The organism is Catalinimonas alkaloidigena, assembly GCF_029504655.1.
Taxonomy (GTDB): domain Bacteria; phylum Bacteroidota; class Bacteroidia; order Cytophagales; family Cyclobacteriaceae; genus Catalinimonas; species Catalinimonas alkaloidigena.
The window spans coordinates 7,312,516-7,332,892 of the sequence record NZ_JAQFIL010000001.1 but is presented as its reverse complement, the minus strand read 5'-3'; the positions used below and the strand labels follow the sequence as shown (position 1 = coordinate 7,332,892).

The following is a 20,377-nucleotide window of genomic DNA, read 5'->3' as shown; positions in this document are numbered from 1 at the left end:
CATGCACTTTTACTTAATTTATAAATCTACAAAAAATCTTTGACTTCTGTACGTGCAGCGATACTAGCCGGGCGATATGATGCTAAAAAAGTAATAATTGTGATGCTCACTGCTGTATAAAAAAAATCGGTAAACTGCATTTTTACCGGATAGGCATCTACAATAGCAGTCTGCATGCCCATAGAAACCAAACCGAAAGTTTGCTGTGCCCAACAGACCAGTAAGCCTACTGCCAGACCACTTACTGTGCCTATAAATGCAATTATGGCTCCCTCATAAAGGAATACAGAACGCACTACTTTTTTTCTGGCTCCCATTGCAATGAGCATAGCAACATCTTTTTTCTTGTCAATCGCCAGCATAGACAGTGAAAAGAAAATATTGAAAGAAGCTACTGCCAGGATAAATGAAAATGTAAGATACACAAAGAGCTTTTCTATTTTGATTGCTTTCAGGAGGCTTTCGTGTTGCTGGTCGCTATTGAGTACTTCCAGATGATTTCCCAGTATTTCCTGTAAACTTTCCTGTACCTGGCTGATTTTTATGTCTTCCATGGTTTTGATTTCCAGCGCAGTTCTTTTGCCTGCATAGTCAAAAAGGTTAGCAGCAAAGTCTAGGGGAACAAGGACATAATTAGCATCAAACTGTTTTTCTATCGCAAATACTCCTCCGGGCATTATGTTTCGTCTTTTAAAATAACGTGTCATAGGGTCCGGGTTAAAACCTGCCTCAGTTTCCCGCTTGGGGCTGAATACCTGCAATGCGTAGAATTCATTGGAAGGAGATACAGAAAGGGTATATTGTACCCCTCTGCCCAGTATGGCAAAGCTTTTACCGTCTTTCTTGAGGGCCAGTTCACCATGTACCATGGCCTTATTCAGACGGTTCTGCTCTATGAAGTTATCGCTCACTCCTTTCAGTATTGCAGTCATTGTTGCATCCTGATAACCTAGCAGTGCTTTATCCTCAATCACTTCTGTCACGATAGAGACCCCTTCTACTTGCTGTATTACATTAAGCAGTGAGTCGTTGACATCAAAAGTTTTTCCTCGCTTGGGAACAATTTTGATCTCGGGGTCAAAAGTATTATAAGATTCACGGATGAGATCTTCCAGGCCATTGAATACTGAGAGTACCACCACCAGCGCCATCGTGCCAATGGCAACTCCTACCATAGAAATATTAGAGATAACCTGTATGAAGTTCTTCTTCTTCTTAGAACGAAAATACCGTCTCGCAATCAGTAATGACAGGTTCAATACTTTTGTAACTCTTGGTTAAACATTAATCCTCTTTATTGTCAGAGTTGCTCTCTTCTTCCGGCGGGATGTCCAGATCAGACAATATTTTATCAATACGGGCGGCATGATCTGCACTATCATCCAGATAGAAGATCAGTTCAGGAACTACTCTTACCTGTTTACCAATGCGATTACCCAACTGTCGGCGTACTTCTCCTTTTTTCATGTTTACAGTGTCCAACAACTCCTGCTGACGATCACTCAACATAAAACTTAAGTATATTTTAGCTACACTCAGGTCGGCACTCATACTTACCCTTGTGACAGTAATGAAGGTATGAGATCCTACCAAAGAAGCTGCATTTCTCTGAAATATTTCGCTCAAATCTTTCTGTATAAGACTTGAAAACTGTTTTTGCCTTTTACTCTCTTTCATATCGCTGCCAAATTACGTCTAAATATGACAAATTATCACTAATTTCATAAAATAGTACAGATCATTGCTAATACCAAAGCGTATTACTTTTTTTGCGAAAAGCACTTAAGTTCCTTCATAAGCTTAAATTCTAAACCTTTTGCTAAGTTACTTCAGAGTGAATGATCCTTACCGTATGCTGGGGGTCTTCGTATTGTTAATTCTTATCAGGCTACCTTTTCTTATCTCGGGTACTTCACTTAGCATACCCGAGCTCAGCTGGATGTTGGTAGGCGAAAAACTTACCGAAGGGGACCACCTGTACATCGGTGTTTGGGACGATATAGGTCCATTAGCCGCACTGATCTACAGTCTGATTGAGCTTATTTTCAACCGTAGTCAAACAGCATATATTCTACTTGCTATCCTGCTCACTACTCACCAGAGCCTGGTTTTTAATAGTTTTTTACTCAACAAGAAAGCGTTTAACGAAAACACCTACGTCCCGGCTTTTGTTTATGTCATTTTAAGCAGCTTTTCTTTTGACTTCTATATACTCTCTCCTGTACTGCTTTCACTCACCTGGATATTATTGGCACTTCGTAATGTCTTTTATCGCATTGAAAGCCGCTCGCAGGATAATCGTATCCTGGGCACAGGACTGTACATAGGCCTGGCGACGCTTTGTTATTTGCCCAGCATCTTGTTTTTGCTATCCACCATTATGGCTTATATGCTGTTCGCTAATGTATCTATCCGCCGATACTTATTATTACTATATGGCGCGGCTTTGCCCCTTCTTATTGCACTCACTTACTTTTTCCTTGTGGACGGGCTAGATGCCTTCATAAGCCAGTACCTACTTTCATTCCGTACACTTGCCAGGCAGTTTTTGATACCACCTCTCTCACTGCTATATATTAGCATTGTTCCGCTGATATTTTTGATCATCTCACTCTACAAAGTCAGTCAGATACGTCGCTTTACTAATCAACAGTCCAAGCTGCAGCAAATCATGTTTATCAATATTATAGCTACCGCAGCTACGTTATTTTTTGTAAATGACCTTGCCCCTTATCACCTCTTACCTTTTGTGCCCCCTGTCGCCTTTTTTGTTACCCATTTTCTGCTATCCATTCGCAGGTTTATCTTTGCAGAGCTTACCACTGCGCTCTTTACCATCTTATTGGTGCTGAATGGATATGCCTTCTTGTATGGATTCTTTTCCTTGTACAGCATTTTTAACACTGCTGACCTGATGGTTCAGGAGACACTTTATGATGATGAGGTAAGGGGGAAAAAAGTTCTCGTGCTTGGTGATCAACTAAGTATCTACCGCGAAGCAAAGCTGGCTACCCCCTATCTTGACTGGCAAATCTCTAAAAGGGCTTTAACTTCAGTGGATTATTTTGAAAACCTTAGCGAAATATACCACAATTTCAGTCAGGATATGCCTGAACTGATTGTAGACCTGGAAAGTGTGATGCCTCAATTACAAAGCCGGATACCGCTTCTGGAAAATGCATATCAGGTTCAGGCAGGCAGTAATGGCCAGCTTTATCAACTAAAGCAGGGAGAAGAAAATTAGCAGGATATTTTAGACACCCTACGCTCATGCCTACCTCCTTCAAAATCTGTTCTCAGGAAGATATCTGTCATTTCCAGCGCTAGCTCATCACTTACAAAACGCTCAGGCACGCAGAGTACGTTGGCATTGTTGTGCTGACGTGCCAGGGCAGCCAGTTCTACATTCCAGCAAATAGCAGCCCTTACCTGGGGGTGCTTATTGGCAGTAATGGCGACGCCATTGCCGCTTCCACACACTAGAATCCCTAAATTACAATCTCCATTCCCTACAGCTTCTGCAAGAGGGTGTGCAAAGTCCGGATAGTCTACTGAGGCTGAGGAGTCCGTTCCGAAGTCTTTTACTTTGAAGCCCAGTTTTTCCAGGTGGGCTTTGATTGTCTGTTTATGATGAAAGCCCGCATGGTCGGCTCCCAGGGCGATGATTCCCTTGGCAACGGTCTCCGGCGCTATATTTAAATCAGTCATGATATGTATTAGTCTTTAGTATTTTCCTGTGCTGCGTCTTCCGCTTCTTTTCTGGCCTCTTTTCTTACTACCATTTTAGATATGTAGATACTTGCCTGATACAGGAGTAAGAGCGGCAAAGTAACCAACATCTGGGTAATGGGATCAGGAGGGGTGACCAGCGCTGCGATGATCAAAATCACTACGATCGCATGCTTGCGATATTTTACCAAAGCTCCCGGAGTGATGATCCCTGCCTTGGAAAGGAAGTATACTACTATAGGAAGCTGAAACAAAAGCCCACAAGCCAGCACCAGGGTTACGAGTATAGAGACATAAGAAGTAATATCAAACTCATTCAGGATAGATGGATCTACCTGATAGTTTCCCAGAAAGTTGACCGAGATAGGCGTGACGACAAAATAACCAAATAACACTCCGGTCATGAATAATAAGCTCACAAAAAAGACAGCGCCCCGGCTGAGCTTGCGCTCATTATCGTATAAGCCCGGGCTCACGAACCGCCAAATTTCCCAGAAAGCATAGGGGAAAGCTACGATCAGCCCTATTACTGCAGAAGAAATAATGTGCATAGAAAACTGCCCGGTCATTTTACGGCTCTGGATGATAAAAGGCATTTCATCAAAGCAAAAAGCGTCTGAGCCGATAGCTGAGCTTACTCTACAAAACATCTGGAAGGTCCAGAAGTCAGGTTTTGTAGGTCCCAGTATGAGTATGCTCCACACAATTTCTTTAAGAATAAAGGCTAAAATCCCAAAAACCAGGATAGCCCCCAATGAACGGATAAGGTGCCAGCGCAATTCTTCCAGGTGATCCAGAAAAGACATCTGTGAGGCGTCTTTTTCATAAGGATCATAGGGAGTTACGGCATCTTCTCTTCTTTCTTCTAAGCCATTATCATGATGTTGCTGATCCAGCTTATTATTTTCCGGATTTTGATCTTCTGTATTATCCACTTACTTTTTCTAAACTACTGTACAAAGGAAAACGCTTCATTAAGTCATTTACTGCCTGCTTCACTTCCGCTATTTGGCTTTCATTATCAGGCTTACTTAATACTACGTCCATAAACGCTACGATGGATTCCATTTCTGATTCTTTCATCCCCCTGGTAGTTACAGCAGCAGTTCCTGTGCGGATTCCGGAAGTAACAAAAGGTGATTTATCATCAAAAGGAACCATATTTTTGTTGACGGTAATGTCTGCCAGCCCAAGCACTTTTTCTGCCAACTTTCCGGTAATATCTTTAGAGCGCAGGTCTATCAGCATTTCATGATTATCCGTACCGCCGGAAATCACATGATAACCTTTATCCATAAACTCCTTTGCCATCACTTTGGCGTTCTTGGCTACCTGCACCACATATTCCATAAACTCATCGGATAGCGCTTCTTTAAAAGCTATTGCCTTAGCTGCGATCACATGCTCTAGGGGCCCTCCCTGTGTTCCGGGGAAAACAGCCATGTCCATCAAAGCCGACATAGGCCGGATGTTACCTTTTAGTGTAACGCCAAAAGGATTATCAAAGTCTTCACCCATCATAATTAATCCTCCGCGAGGGCCTCTCAGTGTTTTATGCGTGGTGGTGGTTACAAAATGGCAATGGGGTAGGGGGTCATTCAGCATGCCTCGGGCAATCAAAGCCGCAGGATGCGAAATGTCTGCCAGCAGGAAAGCATCAATTTTATCCGCAATAGCTCTGAGGCGTTCATAGTCCCAGTCACGGCTATAGGCGGAGGCACCGCATATGATCAGTTTTGGTTTCTCCTGTAGGGCAGTAGCTTCTACTTTGTCCCAGTCAATCAGACCACTCTCTTTTTCTACGCCATAGAAAAAAGGCTGGTATAGTTTACCGGAGAAGTTCACCGGAGAACCATGCGTCAGGTGACCTCCGTGAGACAGGTCAAAGCCTAAAATTTTATCTCCGGGCTTAAGGATCGCCAGCATTACCGCTGCATTAGCCTGGGCACCGGAATGGGGCTGTACGTTAGCCCAGCTTGCTCCAAACAGCTCTTTTGCACGGTCAATAGCCAGCTGCTCCACCTGATCTACTACTTCACATCCTCCATAGTAGCGCTTTCCGGGTAATCCTTCAGCATACTTATTGGTGAGTACACTGCCCATGGCTTCCATTACCTGAGGTGAGGTAAAATTCTCTGAGGCAATCAGCTCTATGCCGCGCTGTTGTCTTTCTTTCTCTTGCTGAATTAAATCGAAGATTTCCTGGTCTCTCTGCATAAAATTTAGTGCTTAAGTAATATAGATTTCTTAGCTATTAAAACTAATCATCAGCTTTTACAACCTTTATAAAAGCCCTTGGCCTGGGGCATTGAGGCTTAATTCGTCAAAATTACATGAAGCGACAGACAATCACAATGCTTAATGAAGATAGTACGGGATAAGTTCCGGAAAGTATCTGCACACCAAAAATACAGCTTTTAACGAAAAGCAAAGAAGATGTGCGCTGCTTTCTTTTTGGTTTGATTTGGATTAAGCGTAGTTTTGGCTTTTATCAGCCTTCTTACCGATTTATCGCCATGAGCAAGATTACTTTAGATGATCTGAGAAAAAAAATTGATAGCATTGACAATCATTTGCTGGAACTCCTCAACGAACGTATGGACGTAGTAAAGCAGGTGGGAGAGCTCAAGCGCTCTACCAATGCTATCATCTACCGTCCGGAACGCGAAAAAGCAATATTGGACCGCCTGAATAAGCTGAACAACGGAATGCTGAATGCCCAGGCCATAGAGGCAATTTTCTTAGAGGTATTCGCAGTCAGTCGTAATATTGAGCTTCCCGAACGGATCGCATACCTCGGGCCAAGTGGCAGCTTTTCACATCAGGCAGCCGAAAGCCGCTTTGGTGCTATGAGTGAGTATATGGCTATCGGTAGCATTAAAGCTATTTTCGAGACTGTCAACACCGGTATGGCTCGCTTTGGTGTAGTGCCCATCGAGAACAATCAGGAAGGGATGGTGCCTGAAACCGCCGATTGCCTGGCCAAATATGATCTGCACATTGTGGCTGAAGTGCCTATGGCTATCCACTTTGCTTTTGCCAGCAAAACCGATCAGTTGCACCATATTAAGAAGATTTATTCCAAAGACATTGCCTTCCGGCAGTGCCGTAATTTTATAGATAATGTGGTGAGTAACCCTGATGTAGAGCTGATTCCTGTGGAGTCCACTTCCAAAGCAGCCCGTATGGCAGCGACTGACCCGGAAAGTGCTGCCATATGTTCTCATATCGCTGCCCAGGATCATCAGGTGCCCATATTATTTGAAAATATTGAAGACTCCGGCGATAACCAAACCCGTTTCTTTATTCTCAGCAAAGATTTTGTCAACCAGCCTAGCGGCAATGATAAAACATCCATTTTTGTCAAGCTCGCCCATTCTGACGAACCGGGCAGCCTGGTTAATTTTTTACAGGCTTTTGATAATGAGAAAATCAACATGACCAAGATTGAAAGCCGGCCGGCCAAAAAAGGGCGCAGCTTCAAATATTGGTTTTTCATTGATTTTGAAGGCCATTTTCATGATGAGAAAGTACAGCGGGTAGTGAAACAGTACAAATCTGAGGTTAAGTGGCTGGGCAGCTACGTGAAGTTAATTTAAGAGAACAATATAATCCTAGCTCACGTTCTACTGTTATCCATTTTGAATAGCAGCATACTATGAAAAAACCTCATGATAAAGTTGGAGTACTACTTGTAAACCTGGGAACCCCCGATAGCCCTAAGACCGGAGATGTAAGAAGATACCTGCGCGAGTTTTTGATGGACTGGCGGGTGGTAGATTATCCGCTGATACCTCGCTGGATGCTGGTGAATCTGATCATCGCTCCATTCAGAGCCCCTAAATCCGCCAAAGAATACCAAAAGCTATGGCAGGAACGGGGTTCACCACTTAAGTTTTATGGAGAAGATGTCACTCAGCTTCTGCAGGACAGCCTGGGAGACCGTTATGTGGTTAAGCTTGCCATGCGTTATCAGAAGCCCAGCATTAAAAGCGTATTGGAAGAGCTACAGAAAGAAATGGTGAGCAGCATTATCTGTATTCCCCTCTTTCCTCAGTATGCATCGGCTACCAGTGGTTCAGTGATTGACAAGGTGATGGAGATTACCCGCAACTGGCAGGTAATTCCCGAACTCAAGTTTATCAGCCAGTTTCCTGACCATCCTCTCTTCATTGAGGCTCATGCCCAGCAGGCTCGTAAGCTTATGGATAAGCAGGAGTATGATCATTATGTGTTCAGTTACCATGGTGTGCCGGTAAGCCAGATCAAGAAAGCCTCGTATGAAGATTACTGCCAGGTAGGTTCCTGCTGTAATAAGTACGGTAAGAAGAATCAGTACTGCTACCGTGCTCAGTGTTTCCAGACTTCCAGAGTCCTCGCTAAGAAACTGGGTATACCTGAAGAAAAATATACGGTTTCTTTTCAGTCTCGCCTGGGGCCCGTACCCTGGATCAGGCCTTATACTGATGAGGTCTTAGAAGAACTTGCTAAAGAAGGCAAGAAGAAAGTACTTGCACTCTCCCCTGCCTTCGTGGCAGATTGTCTGGAGACTACGCTGGAAGTAGGAGAAGAGTATAAACATGATTTTCTTGATGCCGGAGGTGAAGTCTGGGATCTGGTGGAAAGCTTAAACGACCACTCCACCTGGATTGCATGTTTAGAAGATTTGGTATTAAAAAATGATGCCAACACTAAGATTTCAGAAGAAAAAATACCTAATAAAAAAACCTCAGACGAGCTTAGCAGTTCTATAAGCAGACAGAGGCTGTAATAGCTAAATGTTTGGTTTTGGTTAATTTAAAAGACACGTAGCCGATTACTACGTGTCTTTTTTTTAATTTTATACAATGATACAATACAATCAGACCATTAATATAGAGAGTAGCATAGAAGCCGATTGGCTACAGTGGATGAAAGAGGAGCAGGTTCCTGACATACTGGCCACCGGTATGTTTATTAATGCTCGTATCTTCCGTCTGCTGGATGTGGAAGAATCGGAAGGCACCGCTACTTACGCACTACAACTGCATGCTGAAACTAAAGAGCACCTGGATATTTATCAACTCAAATACGAGCCTGCTTTGGATCAGGGGCATGAAAGCCGCTACGGTGGCAAAGCTGTTAGCTTCCGCACCATGATGAAGGAGGTGTAAGTGATAAAATCTTTGTGAGAAATTACAAAGAGTTGAACTGCAGCCAGAATTTGACGTTATTTATTGGTATAAATGCGGTTTCAGCTACAAAAACGAGAGAGATACTATGACAACAAAAGTAAAATATAGCACAGACGACAAAGGAGAACGGATAGTTGTCATGAAGGAAAAAACCTTCCATGAAATTCAGAAGAGGCTATCCAAACTCGAGCATATGGAAAAAACCGCTCAGGCCTTCAAGGAAATTAAAGATATGAAAGAGGGGAAACTCAGAGAAAAAAATGCCTATGACTTACTGGATGAGCTTTAATCTTTTCCCTTCAGATACATTTTTTTGATCACAGCATACTCTTTTGGTGTCAAATCTTCCTTTTCTGATTTTTCGTAGATACGTGCGAGATATATTTTTACGCTCTCTTCACTTACTTCAGTTTCAACCGCTGTAATTACCCTATCCCCACCGGATTTCCCTTTACCGAGACTGCTAATTTTTAGCCTTATTTTATACAGTCCTGCTCCAATGCTATATTCTTTAGGTGTAGGATTTTTGGTCAAGAAAGAAAGCAGTCCTCTGTAATCTTCTTTCATGGAAGGATACTTTTTGGCAAGCTTTTTTAGTTCTTTCTGAAAAGTTGGAGTGGCTTTAATCTCGACTTTCATTTCCCCTTATTTGTTCCAACTATTTTCCACATCTTCATTTCTAAGGTGGAATTTAAAAGTTTATAATATATTAAGCTTCTAAAAGCACTACATTACAAGTTCCAATCATCAAATAAATTAAAATCCTCTAGTATAAAATCATTAACAGCCCTAATGATATTCATACACAAGTTTACCAAACCAATAATATTGCTGTTGCCATTTTTTTGAGTTGAATTTACTGTTTTTTTGTAGTCTTTCTGTTAACCAGTGCTCTTCGGACATACCTCTTCCTCCTCCAACTACGTCTATTCATTGATGCCATTTTTAAGAAAACTTTTGTTAATTCTCCGCATCCTTACCCCCTCAAATCCAAATAACAAAATTAGGTGTGCTTAATAACGTTATACGTGTGTAATAGAATATAAGTTTTTGACAAGCGATTATCCAGTATTTACATTTGCAATACCTCCTCATTCCCCATCCATCGGCATGTAGTTATCTATCTGCTCTTTGACGAGGCGGCAGGAGAGCCATTCTTTGGGAATATCCGCTCCCAGCGATTTATAAAACTTAATAGCCGGTTCGTTCCAGTCCAGCACCTGCCAGACGACCCGATAGCAGTTGGCTTCTTTGGCCTTAACGATGATGCGATCCAGCAGTTTCTTGCCAATACCCTTCCCTCTTTCGGATTGGGTAACCACCAGATCTTCCAGATAAAGACATTTGCCCTTCCAGGTGGAGTAGCTGTAGAAGTAAAGCGCTAATCCTATAATATTTTTTGTTTCGTCCTCTTCGGCCACAAAAAACTCAAAGACCGGCTGCTCCCCAAAGCCATCCTCTTCCAGTTGGGCAACACTGTTTTCCACTTCATGCGGTTCTTTTTCGTATTCAGCCAGTTCCTGTATTAATTCCATGACCTGCGGCAGGTCTGCTTTGACGCCTTGACGGATGATGATGCTCATAATATTTAGATGTTGAATGATTGGATTTTGGAAATTGGAATTCAGCAGATATGGCAAATCTCCGAGCTTTACCAGATCTGGATAAGTCTATCTTAAGTTTTCAGGAATTTCGTTCATGTTGTAGAAGGTAAAAGCATATTTATCCGCCCACTCTTCTATCTGTTTGGAAGTGGGTTTGCCTGCTCCATGTCCGGCTTTGGTCTCTATGCGAATCAGCACAGGGAGTTGCCTCTCCTGATTCTCTCCTTCATGCTTTTCCTGTAGGGTGGCAGCGAACTTAAATGAATGAGCCGGTACTACCCGGTCATCATGATCGGCGGTAGTTACCAGCGTGGCAGGGTATTCCACGCCTTGCTCAATATTATGCAGGGGAGAATAAGCATACAGATACTCAAACATGGCCTGGCTGCTGTCGGCGATGCCGTAATCGGGAGCCCAGCCTGCTCCGGCGGTAAACTTATGGTAACGCAGCATATCCAGCACACCTACAGCAGGCAAAGCGACTTTACACAAATCAGGGCGCTGGGTCATGGTAGCCCCAACCAACAGACCTCCGTTAGATCCTCCGGCGATGGCCAGTTTCTCAGTAGAGGTATAACCTTCCTGCTTGAGATATTCTCCGGCGGCAATGAAGTCATCAAAAACATTTTGTTTGTTCATCTGCGTGCCCGCCTCGTGCCAGGCTTTTCCATATTCTCCGCCACCACGCAGATTGGGCATGGCAAATACGCCCCCGTTTTCCAGCCAGTACAAACGGGCTACACTAAATCCGGGCGTCAGGCTGACATTAAACCCACCATAGCCATAAAGGTAAGTAGGATTCTGCCCATTCATCTCCAAGCCTTTGCGATGCACGATAAACATAGGGACTGCCGTACCATCCTTACTCTTGTAAAACACCTGCCTGGTTTCGTAAGCGTCAGGATCAAAATCTACTTCGGGTTGGCGAAATATTTTTGACTCACCACTAGGAATGTGGTAGGAGTAAATAGTCGTCGGATAAGTAAAGGAAGTGAAGTAGTAAAATACGGTTTCGTCTTCTTTTTTACCATCAAATCCACCGGCAGTGCCAATGGCAGGCAGTGCTACCTCTTTCTCAAAATTGCCCTGTAAATCATATTGCTCAATGTGCGTAGAGGCATCTTTCAGGTAGTTGACAAACATTTTGCCTCCGGCAAAGGAGACACTTTCCAGCACTTCTTCCTTTTCAGGGATCAGGGCGGTCCAGTTTTCCGGCTGTGGGTTATCAGCACCCACCCTCACAATGCGTTTGTTAGGCGCGCCCAGATTGGTCAGAATATAAAGCTGATCGCCTTCGTTATGCACGATGTAGTTGTCATGCTCAAAGTCATCTACGATTTGGATGATCTCACCATCTTTGCTCAAATCTTTGACATAAAGCTCATTGCCACTGGTGCCATTGGCTGCCGTAATCGCCAGAAAACGATCATCCTCGGATACACTACCCCCTACATAGCGGCGGGGAGTCTGTTCACCACCAAAAATTAATGTGTCCTCGCTCTGTGGGGTGCCTAACTGATGGTAATACAGCTTGTGGTTCATATTTACCCCGGAGAGCGCGCTGCCTTCCTCCGGTTTGTCATAACTGCTGTAGTAAAAGCCTTCCTTCCCTTTCCAGGAGACACCGCTGAACTTAACGTCTTTCAGCGTGTCGCCCACCAGTTCACGACTTTCCACATCCATCACCATAACTTTACGCCAGTCGGAGCCGGATTCGGAAATTGAATAGGCTAGCAGAGAACCATCTTCGGTGAAGCTGGTGCCGCTCAGGGCTACTGTGCCATCTTCAGAAAATTTATTAGGGTCCATAAAAACTTCAGGTTCAGCCTCCAGGCTTTCCTGCACGTACATTACACTCTGGTTTTGCAGACCATCATTTTTAAAGAAATAATATTTACCTCCTTTTTTGGAAGGGGCCGAATACTTTTCATAATTCCAGAGTTCGGTCAGGCGGTCTTCAATGTCTTTGCGAAAAGGAATATTTTCCAGGTAATTAAATGTCACCTCATTCTGGGCTTCTACCCACTGAGCTGTTTCCTCGGAGCGATCATCTTCCAGCCAGCGATAAGGGTCGGCAACTTCGGTACCGAAGTAGGTATCGGTCTGTTCTACTTTCTGTGTAGGAGGGTAATGTAGATTCATATTTTCTTTATTTTCAGTGCCTGAGCAAGCCATTATCCATAAGACACTGCTCAAGCAAATAAAATCTTGCAACTTTCTCATAGTGATTATTTTAGAGGGGCTAAAGGTAAAATTTTTTCAGGGCAGGAAAAACAAGAGGCGTTTTTAGAAATTAATCCAATACAGGCACTTTTGGTTTTTAAGAAAAGCTTCAGATTTTTTAACTATAATTATTTAGCAATGGAGATCGTCAGCACAGTCCTTACGGGCTTGATCATCTTTTTTTCTGCCGGCGCTTTTTTATCTTACATCAACAAGCCTTACTGGTTTGTACGGGTGTTTGACTTCCCTTTACTGAGCAATAGCATTTTGCTCTTACTCCTGAGCGCTAGCTATATTTTTTTGGCAGAAAATGCCTTTCAGGGCTGGCGACTGGCAATGATCATCGGAGCTATGATCGCATTGATTGCTGCTGCCTTTAAGCTATATCGTTACTTTCCTTTTGTAGCAAAATCCACTTTACCGCCTCTGAAAAATGATCCCAAACGCGAGCTAAGTATCCTGAACGCGAATGTCAGGCAAAAAAACCGTAAGCCAGAGCGGCTCCAGTCACTCATTGAAGAAATACAGCCAGACATCATCATCATGCATGAGACCAACCACCGTTGGAATGAACAGATGGCCTATCTAAAAGCCGACTATCCTTATCATATTTTAGTGCCGCAGGAAAACACCTATGGCATGCTCTTGTACGCTCGTCTCAGGATTGAGGAAAAAGAAGTGGCGAACTTATGTGATGAGGGGGTTCCTTCCATACACATCCAACTTCAACTGCGGAATGGTGAAAACGTAAACCTGCACGCCATCCATCCCAAGCCGCCTGAAATTGGCTCACATACGCATGATCGGGATACAGAAATTGTGTATGTGGGTAAACTGATAGGCGAAAATGACGCTCCCTCAATCATGGCAGGGGACCTGAATGATGTGCCCTGGTCAAAAGCACTGATCCTCTTTCGTAACCTGAGTAATATGCTGGACCCCAGGAGGGGCAGAGGGTTCTATAATACTTTCAATGCTAAATTTCCGCTTTTCCGCTATCCATTAGACTTTATCAATTTTACCGGGCATTTCCGTCTGGTAGAAATGCGCAGGGAGAGACACATTCATTCCGACCATTTTCCCCTCTACGTCAGGCTGAGCTACGAGCCAGACAGCTACTACGAAAACTTATACAATCTGGTAGAGGCAGAAAGACAGGATGCGCGGGAGATCATTGATCAAAAAACCCGCAGTGTTTTTCCGAAGCCCGGCTTACCGCATATCGATGAAATGGAACGTTAGTTCGCTGAAAAAGGATATTTTGTAAAGCTTTCATTACCCATGGCATCCTTTTCATAGCGGCCCATACAATACTGCTGAAACTGAGTTTCTATGGGGCTTTCCAATGTTAGCGCTGTAGGAGCAGGCTGAGCTTTGAGGAAAAAATATACCTGCGTGTTGCCATATTTGTTATGGGGCATATAGCTTCCATACCTTTGCATCTCCTGCCAGAGCGTATCCTCTATCGCTACCACATATACTCTTTTGACAGGCCCGGTATTGTTTTCATTGCGGACAAAAGCGATCTCCACTGGTTCTCCTGCCAGATCGCTTACACCTGGCTGGGTAGAGGCTTCCCATACGAACCAAGCTGCCATCACAGCTACTACCATAGCAATAATATGTTGTATTTTGAATTTCATAGACAATTCTGCTTATGCCCAGCAAAGCTATCAACACTTTTCAAAAAAATGTTATTCATAATGATTAAGATGAGCCTCGTGCACCAGGCTCACCTCATACCAGTCATTCTCAGCAGGGTTTATGGGTTCAAAATAAAGTATATTGTCTTCTATGCGCACCTGCCATTGTTCATGCCATTCACGGTCTCTCTCACTAAGCATAAGAGTGTCTTTTTGGAGCAGCCATTTCCCCTTAAAAGACTCATGCTTGCCTTCTCCACTGAGAAAATTGCCACCCCAACCGATCTTTAGCCAGTGTGCCTGCTTTCGGGTAGAGGGGTAACGAATCACACTATCCCGGGTAGTCATTTTGTAAAAATACCATGTGCCGGGAAGCACGTTCGCCAACTTTACTTCTCTTTCAACAGGTTGAGGCAGGACATCCGTTCTTGACAAAAAGACCTGCCAACGGACAGACTTGAGAACGAGATGTCGCTGGCTCATTGTAACCTTGAAGTCTATCTTTTTTGAGGGAAAACGTAGAAACAGTCGGTCCGCATCAGGGCTTATCTTCCAGCGGCCTTCTGCCTCATCCTGGCGCACAAAATTAGTTTTGAAGCTTCCGTCCGGTTTGAGTTCTATGCCTGTTCCCCAGGGTAATTCTTCTCTATACTCTCCCGTTCTGTCCATAGCATCCAGCAGTAGCTTGTCTATCTGCCAGGTACCATACATGTCCTGTATCTCATGCTGTGTACAGGAAGAAAAAACAGATACAGAAAAAATAAGTAAAAGAATTCTTCTCATTTGAACCATTCGTTCTCAAAGGTATCAATGCCTGACATATGTCATCACTTGTAGTAAGATAACAAATTGACTTCAATAAAGCATTTTACACCTGCAACTCAGGCTCCAAAAATGAGATTTTTTATCATAACCTATAAGTTACATACTTGTCATTATGCCTTTCATTTCACCAAATTTTTCATGTATCAAATAATGCTGAGAATAAGCTCGCATAATTATTATAATTTTTTACCTACCAATTGTTGATAACTATTCTCCCAAAACTGAGTTGACACAATATTATATTCTAAATTTTTTAAACCATGAAGAGACTCATTTTTTTACTCATTATTGTCTTCATAGTATTTGACGAAAAAGACGTATTGGCGCAGGAAAGAGATACTACTATCACAGCAAGTGTAGATGGACATATATTTAAGCCTAAGCTGGCAAAACCCGCTGATGTATCCGCCCTGCAAACGCCCAATGGTTTTACTATCCAGAAATTTGCCGAAGGTTTGGAAAAACCCCGCATGATGGTTGTCACTGAAGATGGCACTGTCTATGTCACTCGGCGGCAGGGAGATGTGCGTATGCTGAAGGATACCAATGATGACGGACAGGCCGACATCAATGAAACCGTACTTACGCTGGATCAGGTGCATGGCCTTGCTCTAAAGGATGACCAGCTATACATGATCACTGTCACTGAAGTATACAAAGCTCAAATTCAGGAAGACGGAAAGTTGGGCAAGCCTCAGCTGCTGATGGAAAACCTGCCGGAAGGGGGACAGCACCCTAACCGTACCCTAGAGTTTGGCCCTGATGGAAAGATGTACATTTCAGTAGGCAGCACCTGCAACGCCTGCGGTGAAACCAGCAAGGAAAATGCTACGATGATTATAGCAAATGCTGACGGAAGTGGACGTGAAATTTATGCCAAAGGCTTGCGTAATACCATCGGTTTTGACTGGCATCCCGAAACCAATGCATTGTATGGGCTGGATCATGGTATAGACTGGCTGGGCGATACCACACAGAAGGAAGAACTGAACCGCCTGGAAGAAGGGAATGATTACGGCTGGCCCTATGTGTACGAAGATGGCAAGCCTAATCCTGCCGACCAGCCACCCAACGGTATGAGTTACCAGGCTTATGCTGAGCAGACTGCTTTTCCGGTTTTGACCTTAGCTGCACACTCGGCACCTATGGACCTTATTTTTTATGATAAGGAGCAGTTTCCGGAAAACTACCATGGACAGGCGATTGCTACCCTGCATGGTTCCTGGAACCGTGCCGAACCTAGCGGCTACAAAGTAGTAATGATCAACTTTGATGAAAATGGAGACCCAACCGGATATGAAGATTTTATCACCGGTTTTCTGGTCAATGGAGACCAGGAGTATATCGGACGAGTATGTGGTTTGGCGCTGGCTGAAGATGGTTCACTTTTTATTTCAGATGATGGCAATGGAGCCATTTACAAAGTAAACTATGAAGATGTAGGGAAATAGTAGGTGAATAGGTTTGATAAAGAGCAGATCATGGAGACAGCATGACTGCTCTTTTCTTTTCAGATTAATCATTTCGCATGCTTGGAAAGAAACAATAACTCGGTATTCAACTTCCGACTTTTTCTCTGAAAATTATGAATGATTACTTCTTCTGCCTGTTCTGGTACCCAAAAGCTACGCGAAGACTGGGAAAGGTAGCCTGCACCATAATAAAATTCCTGGCGATATCTTTTTCCATTAATCAATCTGACCTCTGCATAAAAATCATCTGCCTGTAATGGAAAGAAAGTTCCTTTTTCCTCTTTGGTAACTTCGCATAACATTAACGTAGCCTGGTTTCTGACCACAAGGTAACCTTCCTTTTGATTACCTATCCTGACAGCCGCCAATGCTCTATTATCGCCTAGTATGCTCAGGCTTTCGGTCTGTACTCTGAGTTCTCCACCTTTTTCTTCAAACTCAATTACTGCTCCGTTAAAAGCATCGTACGGGCCAAGCGCAGTTTCCGCTCCATAGAAATTCCCCGTCACCATCAAGCTGGTACCCTGTGCTGAAGGAAGCTGCTGTATGCCTGCAATGGGTGAAAGCTGCAGGGCATTGGGAAGTGCCCGAAGTTCCATATTCTCCTCTCCCTGATTGATAAGCAGCGCGTTGCGTAACTCATTCACCTCCCATACCCCGGCATCATCCAGTTCCTGGGGGGTAAACACCTGACTGAAGGGGGCTTGGGCATAAGACTCATAGCTACCAAAGCGTTTGCGCATGGCTACAATCTGACTGAACAATGCATCTCGTGGTGGATAAGGATATTCTGTCCCATCTTCTGTATAAGTGACGATTGGGTCTATTTCATTATTCCGGTCAAAATCTTTGGCATACAGCTTCATCGGCGCTGCCTCGCTGGCTTTGTATCGGCTATTAAGCCCATGATTACCTAATACATAGTCAATATCACCATCCTGATCCAGATCACTGCCGTAGAGGCTGCTCCACCAACCGGAGGCTGTGGAAAATGCTTCTTCAGATATTTTATTAAAACGTTGCCCTTCATTCAGGTAAAGCTGAAGCGGCTGCCATTCAGATGCGATCAGCAAATCTGCTCTACCGTCCTGATTATGGTCTGTCCACAGGGCCGCGCTTACCATGCCCAATTCATCTGAAGCTTGCAGCGCTTCCTCTGTTACATCTTTAAACCTACCACCTTCATTGCGTAGCAGATAGCTCTTAGGAGCATTCGGATAGCGTGCAGGATCCACTCGGCCTCCTACAAATAAGTCCAGATCGCCATCCTGGTCATAGTCAGCAGCGACAACACAGGAGCCACTGCTTCGTATCTCCGGTAGTGCATATTCCAGCTTGATAAAGTTTCCTTTTCCATCATTCTGGTAGAGCCGGTCCTGGTACATCTCCTGCTGATGCCCCCACTCTACACCACCACTGACTACATATAAATCCAGGTCCCCATCTCCCTCCATATCAAACAGCAGACAGCCAGTGTCTTCGTAGAGGGAGTCAAAGGAAAAGGCTTTTCGGCTGAATGTCTGATCCGCTTGCTGAATAAAGAGGGAAGCGGCTTGCCCGAAAGCACCACCCATAAAAAAGTCTTCCCGCCCATCAGTATTCACATCACCTACTGCTATGCCCGGCCCCAGTGAGGAGTACTTGCGGAGCAGTAGCGGAGAGCTTTTAAAATCATTATAGCGGTTTTCCTGCTGCTGATAAGCCAGGCTGTACTGCTCAGTGGCATCCCGCATAGGTAAATCTGGCTCTGCTGGAAAGGGAGTTACCCCGTAATTTGGATTATAGGTAATATCCAAAGTTTGATACGGTTTTATATTTTTCAGCAGTTGCACTTTTTGATCAGGCCATACGATCAGCAGTGAATCTATCCGACTGCTATCTGCCAGACCAAAATGAAGGGTAGGAGTGACGGAAGAAAGATAGCCCTTCTGAGGTGACTGATAGGCATATTGGCTTGATGCACCCTGATAAAGGTAAACGCGGCTGCCAATCGCCTGAGGATTGTCAGTTTTTCCTTTAAGGTTAAGCTTAAGATAAGGCGCTCTGGTTTGCTCAGTAGTGTTGTTCCTCAATACAAATGCCGGGTCATTGATGTTATTGACTATCAGATCCAGATCACCATCATTGTCCAGGTCACTGTAAGCCGCGCCATTGGAAAAGGAAGGTGTTTTGATGCCCCATGCTTTAGTAAGGTCGTCAAAAGTCAGGTTTTTATTATTTAGAAAAAGATAATTTGAGGTTTTGGCTCCTTTCATCTGCTTGGCCAGCTGACGGATCTTTTCTTCTTTACTTTCATTGCTGCCAAAGAAGCTTTGTCCACTGCGATAAGTCACAAAGTCCAGGTCGGTCATATCTTTGACGATGCCATTGGACACAAACATATCTTTATGACCATCCTGGTTGAAATCTGCCATCAGTACCGCCCAGCTCCAGTCGGTAGCATCTATATCGGCCAGTTGTCCAATCTCGCTAAAGCCGTTTCCTCCCTGATGAAGCTGTAAGGAGTTCCTGATATATTGTTTTGCGTAGCCGCTTTGCAGACGTTTCATTTCATTATCTTCATTGATGGCCGTCAGCATCATTTTCTGACGATAATTATCAGGGGGCAACATGTCCAGCGTAGCAATATCCGGCAACAGGTCGTTGTTGATGTCAGCGATATCCACGCCCATGCTGTTATAACTCTGGTGACGTAAATATTTAGCAGCCTCATCTTCAAAAGTAAGGTATCCGTCCGGGCCATTCTGCTGATTGATGTAGAGATAATCGTTGTCCATAAAATCATTAGCAACATAGATATCCGGCCATCCATCCCGGTTGATGTCATCTACTGCCAGTCCGAGGCCATAGCCTTCATGAATGATGCCTGCCTGCGCTGATACATCGGCAAAAACCGGATGCCCCTTTTCTGTATCAAAGCGATTTTCGTACAGCTTATCAATATTTTTACCCTTGTTAACTTTAATGCTTTTGTCTATGACTATAGACTTATTGACCTCGTTAACAATATTGGTCAGCAGAAACATATCCAGGTCACCATCCAGATCATAATCTAAAAAAGAAGCCTGCACGCTGTACGAAGGGTCTGCCAGACCGTAAGCTTCAGCAGCTTCTTCAAAGCAAAGCTGCCCATCTTCACAAATTCCCTGATTAATATAGAGCTGGTTACGGCAAGCCTGCGGGCAGTCAGGCCCGCCTACAGAAAGATAAATATCCAGCCAGCCATCAGCATTGATATCTGCCAAACTCACTCCCATCACCCATGCGCTTACGTCAAATTCTGAGGATACTGTAATATCCTCAAACCGCATGTTACCCTGATTGAGATATAGCTTTGAAGGCACCATGTTTCCCGCAAAGACCAGGTCATCCAGACCATCCCGGTTAAGGTCACCGGCAGCTACACCACCACCATTATACAGATAGTAGTAGGTCATCAGGTTAAAGGTGTCTGAGTCCTCTATCTGATTATTAAAGGTGATGTTGGTCTCTTCGGGAGAAAGTATTTTGAACCCAGGCTGGGGGGATGCTTCACCAAGCGAATCTTGTTTACAATTGCTGAACAGGAATACCAGGCAGATAAACGAAAGTGAAACATATAGGCAGGTTCTCATCAAAATACATATCTTTAAATTCCCGCAATACTCTTTGGAACAGCCATACAACACAGAAAAAATGATGAATTCCTCTGAACCAAAGCGCAGGTA

At 43.9% G+C, this 20,377-nt stretch carries 18 protein-coding genes; 7 read left to right on the top strand and 11 right to left on the bottom strand.

Features of this window, described 5'->3' with window-relative positions:
• Positions 1-26: 26 nt before the first annotated feature.
• Positions 27-1,259 (bottom strand): ABC transporter permease, encoded by a 1,233-nt coding sequence (locus OKW21_RS29795; RefSeq protein ID WP_277486893.1) that lies wholly within the window; start codon positions 1,257-1,259, stop codon positions 27-29.
• 25 nt (positions 1,260-1,284) lie between these two features.
• Positions 1,285-1,677, bottom strand: coding sequence for a 30S ribosome-binding factor RbfA (gene rbfA, locus OKW21_RS29790; RefSeq protein WP_277486891.1), 393 nt, complete (start codon positions 1,675-1,677; stop codon positions 1,285-1,287).
• A gap of 139 nt (positions 1,678-1,816) precedes the next feature.
• On the opposite strand from rbfA, the gene OKW21_RS29785 reads away from it, so the two are divergent.
• Complete coding sequence (locus OKW21_RS29785) at positions 1,817-3,244, top strand: hypothetical protein (RefSeq protein ID WP_277486889.1); 1,428 nt, start codon at positions 1,817-1,819, stop codon at positions 3,242-3,244.
• Here OKW21_RS29785 and rpiB read toward each other — a convergent pair.
• The 3 genes from rpiB to OKW21_RS29770 all read right to left on the bottom strand — a co-directional run bounded on the left by rpiB (position 3,241) and on the right by OKW21_RS29770 (position 5,946).
• Entirely contained in the window at positions 3,241-3,708 is a 468-nt protein-coding gene (gene rpiB, locus OKW21_RS29780) for a ribose 5-phosphate isomerase B (protein WP_277486887.1), read from the bottom strand. The genes OKW21_RS29785 and rpiB overlap by 4 nt on opposite strands.
• Before the next feature lie 8 nt (positions 3,709-3,716).
• Positions 3,717-4,535, bottom strand: coding sequence for a twin-arginine translocase subunit TatC (tatC, locus tag OKW21_RS29775; RefSeq protein ID WP_277487837.1), 819 nt, complete (start codon positions 4,533-4,535; stop codon positions 3,717-3,719).
• Positions 4,536-4,656: 121 nt separating this feature from the next.
• Positions 4,657-5,946, bottom strand: coding sequence for a serine hydroxymethyltransferase (locus tag OKW21_RS29770; RefSeq protein WP_277486885.1), 1,290 nt, complete (start codon positions 5,944-5,946; stop codon positions 4,657-4,659).
• Positions 5,947-6,254: 308 nt separating this feature from the next.
• Here OKW21_RS29770 and pheA point away from each other — a divergent pair, with 308 nt between their 5' ends.
• The 4 genes from pheA to OKW21_RS29750 all read left to right on the top strand — a co-directional run bounded on the left by pheA (position 6,255) and on the right by OKW21_RS29750 (position 9,192).
• Positions 6,255-7,328 (top strand): prephenate dehydratase, encoded by a 1,074-nt coding sequence (pheA, locus tag OKW21_RS29765; RefSeq protein WP_277487835.1) that lies wholly within the window; start codon positions 6,255-6,257, stop codon positions 7,326-7,328.
• A gap of 59 nt (positions 7,329-7,387) precedes the next feature.
• Positions 7,388-8,500: a ferrochelatase gene (hemH, locus tag OKW21_RS29760; protein ID WP_277486883.1), complete on the top strand. Its 1,113-nt coding sequence runs from the start codon at positions 7,388-7,390 to the stop codon at positions 8,498-8,500.
• 76 nt (positions 8,501-8,576) lie between these two features.
• Positions 8,577-8,882 carry a DUF4286 family protein gene (locus tag OKW21_RS29755; protein WP_277486879.1) on the top strand — a complete coding sequence of 102 codons (306 nt, stop codon included), beginning with the start codon at positions 8,577-8,579 and terminating at the stop codon, positions 8,880-8,882.
• A 106-nt stretch (positions 8,883-8,988) separates the two neighbouring features.
• Positions 8,989-9,192, top strand: coding sequence for a hypothetical protein (locus tag OKW21_RS29750; RefSeq protein WP_277486878.1), 204 nt, complete (start codon positions 8,989-8,991; stop codon positions 9,190-9,192).
• Here OKW21_RS29750 and OKW21_RS29745 read toward each other — a convergent pair.
• The 3 genes from OKW21_RS29745 to OKW21_RS29735 all read right to left on the bottom strand — a co-directional run bounded on the left by OKW21_RS29745 (position 9,189) and on the right by OKW21_RS29735 (position 12,730).
• Positions 9,189-9,542: a type II toxin-antitoxin system RelE/ParE family toxin gene (locus OKW21_RS29745; protein WP_277486877.1), complete on the bottom strand. Its 354-nt coding sequence runs from the start codon at positions 9,540-9,542 to the stop codon at positions 9,189-9,191. The two genes, OKW21_RS29750 and OKW21_RS29745, sit on opposite strands and share 4 nt — an antisense overlap.
• Before the next feature lie 452 nt (positions 9,543-9,994).
• Positions 9,995-10,486 carry a GNAT family N-acetyltransferase gene (locus OKW21_RS29740; protein WP_277486876.1) on the bottom strand — a complete coding sequence of 164 codons (492 nt, stop codon included), beginning with the start codon at positions 10,484-10,486 and terminating at the stop codon, positions 9,995-9,997.
• Positions 10,487-10,573: 87 nt separating this feature from the next.
• Positions 10,574-12,730, bottom strand: coding sequence for a prolyl oligopeptidase family serine peptidase (locus OKW21_RS29735; protein WP_420870130.1), 2,157 nt, complete (start codon positions 12,728-12,730; stop codon positions 10,574-10,576).
• Between OKW21_RS29735 and OKW21_RS29730 the strand changes: the two genes are divergently transcribed.
• Positions 12,716-13,972 (top strand): endonuclease/exonuclease/phosphatase family protein, encoded by a 1,257-nt coding sequence (locus OKW21_RS29730; protein WP_277486875.1) that lies wholly within the window; start codon positions 12,716-12,718, stop codon positions 13,970-13,972. The two genes, OKW21_RS29735 and OKW21_RS29730, sit on opposite strands and share 15 nt — an antisense overlap.
• Here OKW21_RS29730 and OKW21_RS29725 read toward each other — a convergent pair.
• Complete coding sequence (locus tag OKW21_RS29725; RefSeq protein ID WP_277486874.1) at positions 13,969-14,373, bottom strand: hypothetical protein; 405 nt, start codon at positions 14,371-14,373, stop codon at positions 13,969-13,971. The two genes, OKW21_RS29730 and OKW21_RS29725, sit on opposite strands and share 4 nt — an antisense overlap.
• Before the next feature lie 51 nt (positions 14,374-14,424).
• Complete coding sequence (locus tag OKW21_RS29720) at positions 14,425-15,156, bottom strand: hypothetical protein (protein ID WP_277486872.1); 732 nt, start codon at positions 15,154-15,156, stop codon at positions 14,425-14,427.
• 302 nt (positions 15,157-15,458) lie between these two features.
• Between OKW21_RS29720 and OKW21_RS29715 the strand changes: the two genes are divergently transcribed.
• Positions 15,459-16,649: a PQQ-dependent sugar dehydrogenase gene (locus OKW21_RS29715; protein WP_277486870.1), complete on the top strand. Its 1,191-nt coding sequence runs from the start codon at positions 15,459-15,461 to the stop codon at positions 16,647-16,649.
• A gap of 68 nt (positions 16,650-16,717) precedes the next feature.
• Here the strand turns inward: OKW21_RS29715 and OKW21_RS29710 are convergent, their stop codons facing one another.
• Positions 16,718-20,284: a VCBS repeat-containing protein gene (locus OKW21_RS29710; protein ID WP_277486868.1), complete on the bottom strand. Its 3,567-nt coding sequence runs from the start codon at positions 20,282-20,284 to the stop codon at positions 16,718-16,720.
• Positions 20,285-20,377 lie beyond the last annotated feature (93 nt).

Bases quoted from the DNA above. Each gene is read 5' to 3' on its own strand.
- OKW21_RS29745 (WP_277486877.1), bottom strand. From the start codon at position 9,542: ATGAAAGTCGAGATTAAAGCCACTCCAACTTTTCAGAAAGAACTAAAA.
- OKW21_RS29750 (WP_277486878.1), top strand. From the start codon at position 8,989: ATGACAACAAAAGTAAAATATAGCACAGACGACAAAGGAGAACGGATA.
- OKW21_RS29715 (WP_277486870.1), top strand. From the start codon at position 15,459: ATGAAGAGACTCATTTTTTTACTCATTATTGTCTTCATAGTATTTGAC.
- OKW21_RS29710 (WP_277486868.1), bottom strand. From the start codon at position 20,284: ATGAGAACCTGCCTATATGTTTCACTTTCGTTTATCTGCCTGGTATTC.
- OKW21_RS29725 (WP_277486874.1), bottom strand. From the start codon at position 14,373: ATGAAATTCAAAATACAACATATTATTGCTATGGTAGTAGCTGTGATG.
- OKW21_RS29720 (WP_277486872.1), bottom strand. From the start codon at position 15,156: ATGAGAAGAATTCTTTTACTTATTTTTTCTGTATCTGTTTTTTCTTCC.
- OKW21_RS29755 (WP_277486879.1), top strand. From the start codon at position 8,577: ATGATACAATACAATCAGACCATTAATATAGAGAGTAGCATAGAAGCC.
- OKW21_RS29770 (WP_277486885.1), bottom strand. From the start codon at position 5,946: ATGCAGAGAGACCAGGAAATCTTCGATTTAATTCAGCAAGAGAAAGAA.
- OKW21_RS29740 (WP_277486876.1), bottom strand. From the start codon at position 10,486: ATGAGCATCATCATCCGTCAAGGCGTCAAAGCAGACCTGCCGCAGGTC.
- OKW21_RS29735 (WP_420870130.1), bottom strand. From the start codon at position 12,730: ATGAGAAAGTTGCAAGATTTTATTTGCTTGAGCAGTGTCTTATGGATA.
- rbfA (WP_277486891.1), bottom strand. From the start codon at position 1,677: ATGAAAGAGAGTAAAAGGCAAAAACAGTTTTCAAGTCTTATACAGAAA.
- hemH (WP_277486883.1), top strand. From the start codon at position 7,388: ATGAAAAAACCTCATGATAAAGTTGGAGTACTACTTGTAAACCTGGGA.
- rpiB (WP_277486887.1), bottom strand. From the start codon at position 3,708: ATGACTGATTTAAATATAGCGCCGGAGACCGTTGCCAAGGGAATCATC.
- tatC (WP_277487837.1), bottom strand. From the start codon at position 4,535: ATGTCTTTTCTGGATCACCTGGAAGAATTGCGCTGGCACCTTATCCGT.